The sequence below is a fragment of the Thermococcus prieurii genome (assembly GCF_054657655.1).
Map to the genome: position 1 here is coordinate 551,217 of NZ_BAAHYH010000001.1, position 7,165 is coordinate 558,381.

7 protein-coding genes are annotated in these 7,165 nt (G+C 56.6%); 2 read left to right on the forward strand and 5 right to left on the reverse strand.

Annotated elements, in window-relative coordinates:
• Positions 1 to 12 precede the first annotated feature (12 nt).
• Entirely contained in the window at positions 13 to 321 is a 309-nt protein-coding gene (locus tag ACYQ04_RS03205) for a hypothetical protein (protein WP_099211385.1), read from the forward strand.
• Here the strand turns inward: ACYQ04_RS03205 and ACYQ04_RS03210 are convergent.
• Positions 303 to 2,105 carry a DUF4932 domain-containing protein gene (locus tag ACYQ04_RS03210; RefSeq protein WP_460127204.1) on the reverse strand — a complete coding sequence of 601 codons (1,803 nt, stop codon included), beginning with the start codon at positions 2,103 to 2,105 and terminating at the stop codon, positions 303 to 305. The two genes, ACYQ04_RS03205 and ACYQ04_RS03210, sit on opposite strands and share 19 nt — an antisense overlap.
• Before the next feature lie 92 nt (positions 2,106 to 2,197).
• Between ACYQ04_RS03210 and ACYQ04_RS03215 the strand changes: the two genes are divergently transcribed.
• The gene (locus ACYQ04_RS03215) at positions 2,198 to 3,178 is read left to right on the forward strand and encodes a metal ABC transporter solute-binding protein, Zn/Mn family (protein ID WP_460127205.1); all 981 of its coding nucleotides are present in this window, start codon (positions 2,198 to 2,200) and stop codon (positions 3,176 to 3,178) included.
• Positions 3,179 to 3,183: 5 nt separating this feature from the next.
• Here the strand turns inward: ACYQ04_RS03215 and ACYQ04_RS03220 are convergent, their stop codons facing one another.
• From ACYQ04_RS03220 to ACYQ04_RS03235, 4 genes are all read right to left on the reverse strand, one after another.
• Positions 3,184 to 4,095: an ABC transporter permease gene (locus ACYQ04_RS03220; protein ID WP_460127206.1), complete on the reverse strand. Its 912-nt coding sequence runs from the start codon at positions 4,093 to 4,095 to the stop codon at positions 3,184 to 3,186.
• Entirely contained in the window at positions 4,092 to 5,135 is a 1,044-nt protein-coding gene (locus tag ACYQ04_RS03225; RefSeq protein ID WP_460127207.1) for an ABC transporter permease, read from the reverse strand. Before ACYQ04_RS03225 ends, ACYQ04_RS03220 begins: the two co-directional genes overlap by 4 nt.
• The gene (locus ACYQ04_RS03230; protein ID WP_460127208.1) at positions 5,119 to 6,654 is read right to left on the reverse strand and encodes an ABC transporter ATP-binding protein; all 1,536 of its coding nucleotides are present in this window, start codon (positions 6,652 to 6,654) and stop codon (positions 5,119 to 5,121) included. The genes ACYQ04_RS03225 and ACYQ04_RS03230 overlap by 17 nt, the downstream gene beginning before the upstream one ends.
• A gap of 42 nt (positions 6,655 to 6,696) precedes the next feature.
• The coding region (locus ACYQ04_RS03235) for a BMP family lipoprotein (RefSeq protein WP_460127209.1) at positions 6,697 to 7,165 on the reverse strand (469 nt) is incomplete at its 5' end.

Consider the following 7,165-nt stretch of genomic DNA (forward strand, 5'->3'; position numbering starts at 1 on the left):
GGGTGTGGTACCTTGGATAGGGAAAAGAAGGTCGAGGAAATCAAAAACCACAGCGTGTACGCGCGGGAAATCTACGATATGCACAGCGAGAGCATCGACAGGGTTATCGACGACTACGAGAGCCTGAAGGAGGACTACCTCAGCGACCACTCGCGGGCAAGAATCGTCCGCATCGTCTTCAACGAGGACAACGGCCTTCCCCTGGCCATTGAGTTCAACAGAAAGGACGACAGCTTCAAGGGCTTCACCATAGCCATCGGCAAGCCCCACATAAAGAGCAACGGACTCCGGGAAAAGGAAAGTCAGGAAGAGGCCGACTGAACGTAGAACCCCATCTCCACTTCTTTTCCCGTGTAGACTTCATAACTGCTGAGGTAGTACGTCGGGTTCGTGAAGAGCGCCGTCAGGTTCCTGTTCTCGCCGGCAACCCAGACGAGGTAGTTGCTCTCGTTGTAGGGGTTCCGAATCGCCATGAGGACGCTCGCGTTGGCGACGTTTCCGAGGTTTCCAACGGCGACGCTCACGTTTCCGTAAACCCTCCTCCAGGGACTCTTCTCGTCAAGGAGGACGAAGCTCGTGACGTTCTCGGCGTGAGTTAACACCCACGTTCCGTTGACCTTCTCGAAGCGAAGCGGGAACTTGCCATCGAGCTCCCTCACGAGACGGTTCGAGACCGGACCGCCGACGAGGACGACGACCCCTTCAAGGTCACTGTCTGTGACGTTAACGTCCGCTTTCACCACGACGTCCACAGGCTCAACCCACTGGGAGTAGAACCGCCTCAAGTTCTCCGCTATATCCTCGGCCGTCTCCTTATCCTTTTCAGTCCCGATCGGGTCAGGATTTGCCGTTCCATAGACGATGACGACCCTTTCCAGCTCCGCACCCCTATCAAAGGCCCTCAGCGGGGTGACCGGAACCTCGCGGGAGTAAACCTCAGTGACGTTTTCTGGCGAGGCAAAGCCCCTCATCTCATCAAGGATTTTCCAGACGTAGTTCGAGAAAGGTTTGCCCATTTTTCGACTCAGCTCCGAGTAGTAAGCGGTTCTGTTGAGGAGCCAGCCAATCCAGAACTCTCCCCAGGCCTTCTGCATGTTGATGGCCAGGAGCGTGTAGTTCTCGTTTATCTGGCTTATCGCGTAGTCCTCCCACGCGTCGGCGAAGCCCTCGTAGAGCATTCCGGTTTTGCTCCAGAAGTGGATATCGTAGCGTGCCAGATATGGCATGTCACTCCTTATGGCGTCAATGAAGTAAGTGAGGTTGTAGAGGCCACTGTAGGAATAAATTGATGGGACCGTAATGTCGTGGCCGAGCTCATGGTAAATGAAGCCGAGGTAGAGGAGCTCGTCAAGGTTCATGCTCACTATGTAGTCCCTGTTCAGCGGGAGCCCAAACATCGTGTCTCTCGCGGTTTTGTAGCTCCACAGCGTTCTCTGGGGCGTCCTTCTGACGAGGGGGAGCATTCCACCGGCGCCCCAGATTTCCGTGCCATTAAGGGTCGGGCTGAAGCTGTGGCCGTGTATAGCGACGAGGTAAGGGTGGAGGAACTCGTAGGTGACGTTCTGAATCCCAGCGTCCTCGGCCATGAACTCGTCGGGAGGGAGCGTTTTGAGGGCGTTCTCGTATATTCTAAGGTCTTCGTCGTAGTAACTCATGTGGCTCTCGTAGAACTCCATGAAGTCGCTCTCCCTCGCGAACTTCCGTAGTGCCGGCAGGAACTCGTTCTCAAACCAGGGGTAGTCAAGGTTAGTCAGGGGCTCGAGCTCCGGTGGATTTGAGCAGAGGAGCGTGTAGTACTCGAGGTTGAGGAGCAGGTAATCCTTCTCCGGAACGCTCCTCCCCTGGGACATGTAAGACTTCAGGAGAAGCACCGCGGTCGAGTTTCTGAACCTTCCGAAGTGGGCCTCAACTTCGCTCAGGTAACTTCCCCGGTCGATGACGAAGGGGTCCCTCCCAAAGGCGAGGTAGTAAACGATTCCAATGAGCTCGGCGTTGGGGCTTATCTCGACCGTTACGTGGGAGTCGATTTCAACCGCCGACGCCCTGGGAACCAACGTGGCCAGCAGGATACCTGCAAGTGTTACCCACGCAAGGAGGCGCTTCATAACATCACCCCGTAGTAGTCAGGGGAATGGGTTATAAGGGTTGCGGGAGAGCTTTAAAAGGCGAAGGCCAAGGAGAATTAGGGTGACCTAAGATGAAGAGGCTCGCGCTCATAATCCTGCTGACACTCGCGCTGGTTCCGCTCAACGGCGTCTCTGCGCAGGAGGACGTTACGGTGGTGGCGACGATAGCGCCGATAGCGTCAATAGTTCAGGAGGCGTTCCCGGGAGTTAAGGTTGAGGTGATAGTTCCGCCCGGGGTTGACCCGCACGACTACCAGCTGACGGCCCAGCAGGTCGAACTGCTCTCGAAGGCCCAGGTCATAGTGACGACCGGTGGCCACTTGCCCGTTGAGAAGAGGATTGCGGAACTTGAGCAGGAAGGCACCGTAACGGGAAAGGCCCTCTTCGTGGACGACTACATGAAATACGGCTTCCACTACGCCAAGGAATACTGGTACAACGGCAAGGACAATCCTCACGGCGTCTGGCTCGACCCCTACAACGCCATAGCCATAGCGGAGGCGACCGAGAAGGCCCTAATCGAGGAAGACCCGGCCAACGCGGTGACCTACGAGAGGGACTTCGAGAGGTTCCGCGAGAGGGTCCTTGCGATAGTCGAGGCCTACAAAGCTTTGGCCCCCAAGAACGCAACCGCAGTAATCCAGATGCCTCCCGATGAGTACGCTCTCGACTGGCTCGGAATTAAGGCGGTTGCCTCGATAAAGCCGGAGGAAGAGGTCCCTGCGATAGGGGTTGACCGGCTCGTCCCGACCGCGGAGAAGAGCTCGCTGGTAGTTTACGGCTCCGACAGCTCGGAACAGCTCAAGAATGCCGCAATCGAACTCGCCCAGAAGAGTGGGAAGCCCCTTGCGGAGATAACTGTTTTCTGGGCCTCGGGGAACTACACCGACTGGCTCATCAAGAACACGGCATCGATAATGAAGGCACTCTCGACCCCCGAGAAGCCTGAGAAGCCGAACCAGGGCGAGAACACAGCCGTTACGTACGCTTTCTTGGCGCTCGTTACCGGAATCGTTCTGGGAACCGCGCTGGGAGTAATATTGAAAAAATGAAAGGGTCACTCGCGCTTGTAGGGCCTGCCGTCCCACTTGGGTGGCCTTGCCCTTCCTATTATTCCCGCGACCACTATGAGGGTCACGACGTACGGCAGGGTCGCTATGAACTGCCAGGGTATCGTTCCCGCGAGCCACGGGTTGTTCTGGATGTAGATGGCGAAGTTGTCGAAGAATCCGAACAGGAACGCTCCGCCGAGGGCTATTATTGGATTCCAGCCGCTGAAGACCATGTTCGCCAGGGCTATGAAACCCCTTCCGGCCGCTATCGTCTTCGTTACGGTTCCGAGCCAGTCAACGCTGAGGTAGGCACCGGCAACGCCGGCCAAGGCACTCGCTATGAGAACCGCCGTGAAGCGGTAGAGCTCGACGTTTATTCCAATAGCGTCCGCTGCTTCTGGGTTCTCTCCGACGGCGCGAATTCTCAGCCCGAACGGCGTCTTGAAGAGCATCCACCAGACTATTACCGCGACCGCTATCGTTATCGGCACCATAGGGCTGAGGGAGTTTCCGAAGGCGTCCATCCAGAGGGGCTTAATCTGGGCGTTTTGAGGGACTTGATGCTGTCCTGCGGTGCCCCAGTACGCTAGGATTCCAAATGCGACGCCACCGTAGCCTATGAGGTTTATACCGATGCCCGGAATGACGTGGTCGCCCTTGAGGTAGACGGTGATTACACCGTGGATTATCCCTATGATAAGGCCGGTTAGTGCACCTCCGAGGAGACCAACCCATCCGTTGTGAGCTAGCTCCGCGAATATCGCCCCGAAAAACGCCGAGAGCATCAGTATTCCCTCGTAGCCGATGTTGACGACACCGGCCCTTTCGCTTATCACGGCACCTATGCTCGTAAGCGCTATTGGAACCATCGCCGCCAGGGAGCCGAGCAGGAGGCTGATTACCATAGTCTCGTTCATGAACTTCCCCTCCTGAACGCTCTGGTGAAGAGGTCAAGGAGTCCGGGCACGGCGACGGCCACGATGATGATGCCCTCGATGACTTTGACCATCTCAAGGGGAACACCCGTTTGCTGCATCTGTGTTGCCCCAGCGTTGAGGGCTCCGAAGAGTATCCCCGCGAAGATTATGCCGAGGGGGTGGTTCCTGCCGACGAGGGAGACGCCTATTCCGTCGAAACCGTAGCCGTAGACGTTCGCGAGCCCCTGGCTGATGGAGTAGCTCGGCGGGATTCCCATGACCTGGAGTGCACCCGCGAGTCCGGCAGTCATTCCGCCGATGACGAAGGACCAGAGCATGGCCACCTTGGGGTTCGTGCCACCGTATTCGGCCGCCCTTGGGTTCTGTCCACTGGTTCTGAGCTCGTAGCCGAGCTTGGTGTGCCACATTACCACGTAAACAACGATTGCCGAGATTATTGCTATCACGAAGGCCAGCGAGAGAGTAGAGTTCTTCACGAGCAGGGGTAGCCTTGCCCCCGGTGGAATCGGCAGCGTGCTGTTGGGGTTCATTGGGTTCTCAAAGACTTGGAGGGCAAGCCAGCTTGCCAAGAAGAATGCAATCCAGTTGAACATTATCGTGGAGATAACTTCATGAACGCCCCTGTACACCTTGAGGACCGCCGCGGGGAGCATCCACAGCGCACCAACTAGGATTCCAGCTAGGATTCCGGCCAGAGGATTCCGTACGCTCTGGGTTACCGCGACGGCCGCTATGGCGCCGAAGTAGACGGTTCCCTCGGCGCCGATGTTGAAGAGCCCAGTTCTCGCGCCTATGGCGAAGGTTATCGCCGTCAGAATGAGCGGTGTTGATTTGCTGAGGGTCTCCGCAAAGTTGCTGAGGGAACCGAAGGAACCCGATAGAAGGGCTCGGTACGCGGCAATCGCGTCGTAACCACTGAACCAGAGGACGAGGGCACCTATGAACGCTCCAATGAGTATCGCCAAAACGCTCTCGGCCACGGGTTTGGCGTATCCCCTGAGCTCATTTTTGAGGTTCACCCTTGACACCTCCCATCATGAGACCAATCTGCTCCTCTGTAACCTCGTCGGGCTTGACTATTCCCATAAACTGACCCTCGTACATTATCGCCATCCTGTCGCTGAGCTGGAGAACCTCATCCAGGTCGGCAGAGACGAGCAGAACGGCCTTGTCCTCGTTCCTCAGCTTGACGAGGTAGTTCCTGATGTACTCGGTCGAGGCGACGTCAACACCACGCGTTGGCTGTGCCGCTATGATGAACTCGGGCTTTTTGCTTACCTCCCTCGCAACTATTAGCTTTTGCTGGTTTCCACCGCTCAGGCTCTTTACCGGGGCTTTCGTTCCAGGTGCGCTGACCTCGAACTCCTCTATCAGTCTCTTTGCGTGCTCCTCGACCTTGCCCCAATCGATAAGGGGCCCCCTGGAAAACTCCTCTCTCCAGTGCATTCCCAGAATTGAGTTCTCCATCACCGTCATCTCGAGGATTAAACCCATGTGCGTTCTGTCCTCTGGTATGTGCGCCACCCCCATGTCGTAGAGCTCCCTCGGTTTCTTGCCGGTGATGTCAACGCCCTTGAGGTAAACTTTGCCCTTCTCGACCTTCCTCAGGCCGGCTATGGCTTCTATCAACTCGCTCTGGCCGTTGCCCTCAACACCGGCTATGCCGAATATCTCGCCAGCGCGGACCTCGAAGGTCAGTCCGCGAACAGCTTCTTCGCCCCTGTCACCCTTCACCCATAGGTCCTCGACGCGGAAGATTACCTCACCGGGCTCCTTCGGGGGCTTCTCAATTCTGAGAACGACGTCCCTGCCCACCATCATCCTCGCGAGGAGCTGGGGCGTTGCCTCGTTTGTCTTGACGGTTCCGACGACCTCACCTTTCCTTATGACCGTGACGCGGTCGGTTATCTCCATGACCTCGTTGAGTTTGTGGCTGATGAAGATTATCGTCTTCCCCTGCTCCTTGAGTTTTCTGAGAACCGCGAAAAGCTCCTTAACCTCAATCGGAGTGAGAACTGCGGTCGGCTCGTCCAGGATGAGTATATCGACGTCGCGGTAGAGCATCTTGAGAATTTCAATCCTCTGCTGGACGCCAACGGGGAGGTTTTCGACGGGGACGTCGAGGGGAACCTGGAAGTTGAGCTCGTCCATCAGCTTCTGGAGCTTCTTTCTCGCGTTCTCGACGTCAATCTTGGACAGCAGCCCGTGCCCCTCCATTCCAAGGATGATGTTCTCGAGGGCGTTGAAGACCTCAACGAGCGTGAAGTGCTGGTGAACCATTCCGATTCCGTTCGCTATTGCATCAGCGGGGCTCTTGAAGCGGACTTCTTTACCCCTGAGAAAAATCTTGCCCTTCGTCGGCTTGAGCATTCCGAAGAGAACCTTCATCAGCGTCGTTTTTCCGGCACCGTTCTCGCCGAGGAGACCGAGGATTTCACCCTCGTAGACCTTAATCGTGACGCCCTTCAGGGCCTTTGTGCCGTCCGGGTAAACCTTCACGATGTCACGCATCTCGAGCACTGGAGTCCTCTCTTCCATTGCTTTCACCTCCTAAAGGGAAGAAGAACAAAGGGAAGGAAATCACTGCTTGTTGGCTATGTGGTTCTTGTAGTAGTCAAGCGCCCAGTAGGCACCGAAGCGGTAGCCGCCCTCGAACTTGTAGAGAACCGGAATTTCCATACCGAGGACGATACCGATGGTGTCCTTACCGTCGTTGAGGGCTATGAGGGCGGCGAGCGCTCCGGCCAAGGCCGAACCCTCGTTCTCCTTGAAGAGAACCATCTGAACGTTGTGCGGCATGTTGGGGTCGTAGCCGTCGATGAGGACGAACCTCTGCTTCGGGTACTCCTGGGCGACCTTCTTAACCGCGTCGGTCATCATGAATCCGACGGCGATGATAATGTCGTACTCGCCAGTCTTGGCGAGGCTCTGGAGGTTGGTGTAGTAGTCGTTCGGGCTGTTGCTCTGGAGCTGGGTGAGCTGGAGTCCGAAATCCTTAACGGCCCTCTCGGCACCCATGTATGCCATGTCGTTGAAGCTCAGGTCACCC

Excerpts from the sequence above, each read along its gene's own strand:
- ACYQ04_RS03215 (WP_460127205.1), top strand. The coding sequence starts at position 2,198 with ATGAAGAGGCTCGCGCTCATAATCCTGCTGACACTCGCGCTGGTTCCG.
- ACYQ04_RS03210 (WP_460127204.1), bottom strand. The coding sequence starts at position 2,105 with ATGAAGCGCCTCCTTGCGTGGGTAACACTTGCAGGTATCCTGCTGGCC.
- ACYQ04_RS03230 (WP_460127208.1), bottom strand. The coding sequence starts at position 6,654 with ATGGAAGAGAGGACTCCAGTGCTCGAGATGCGTGACATCGTGAAGGTT.
- ACYQ04_RS03220 (WP_460127206.1), bottom strand. The coding sequence starts at position 4,095 with ATGAACGAGACTATGGTAATCAGCCTCCTGCTCGGCTCCCTGGCGGCG.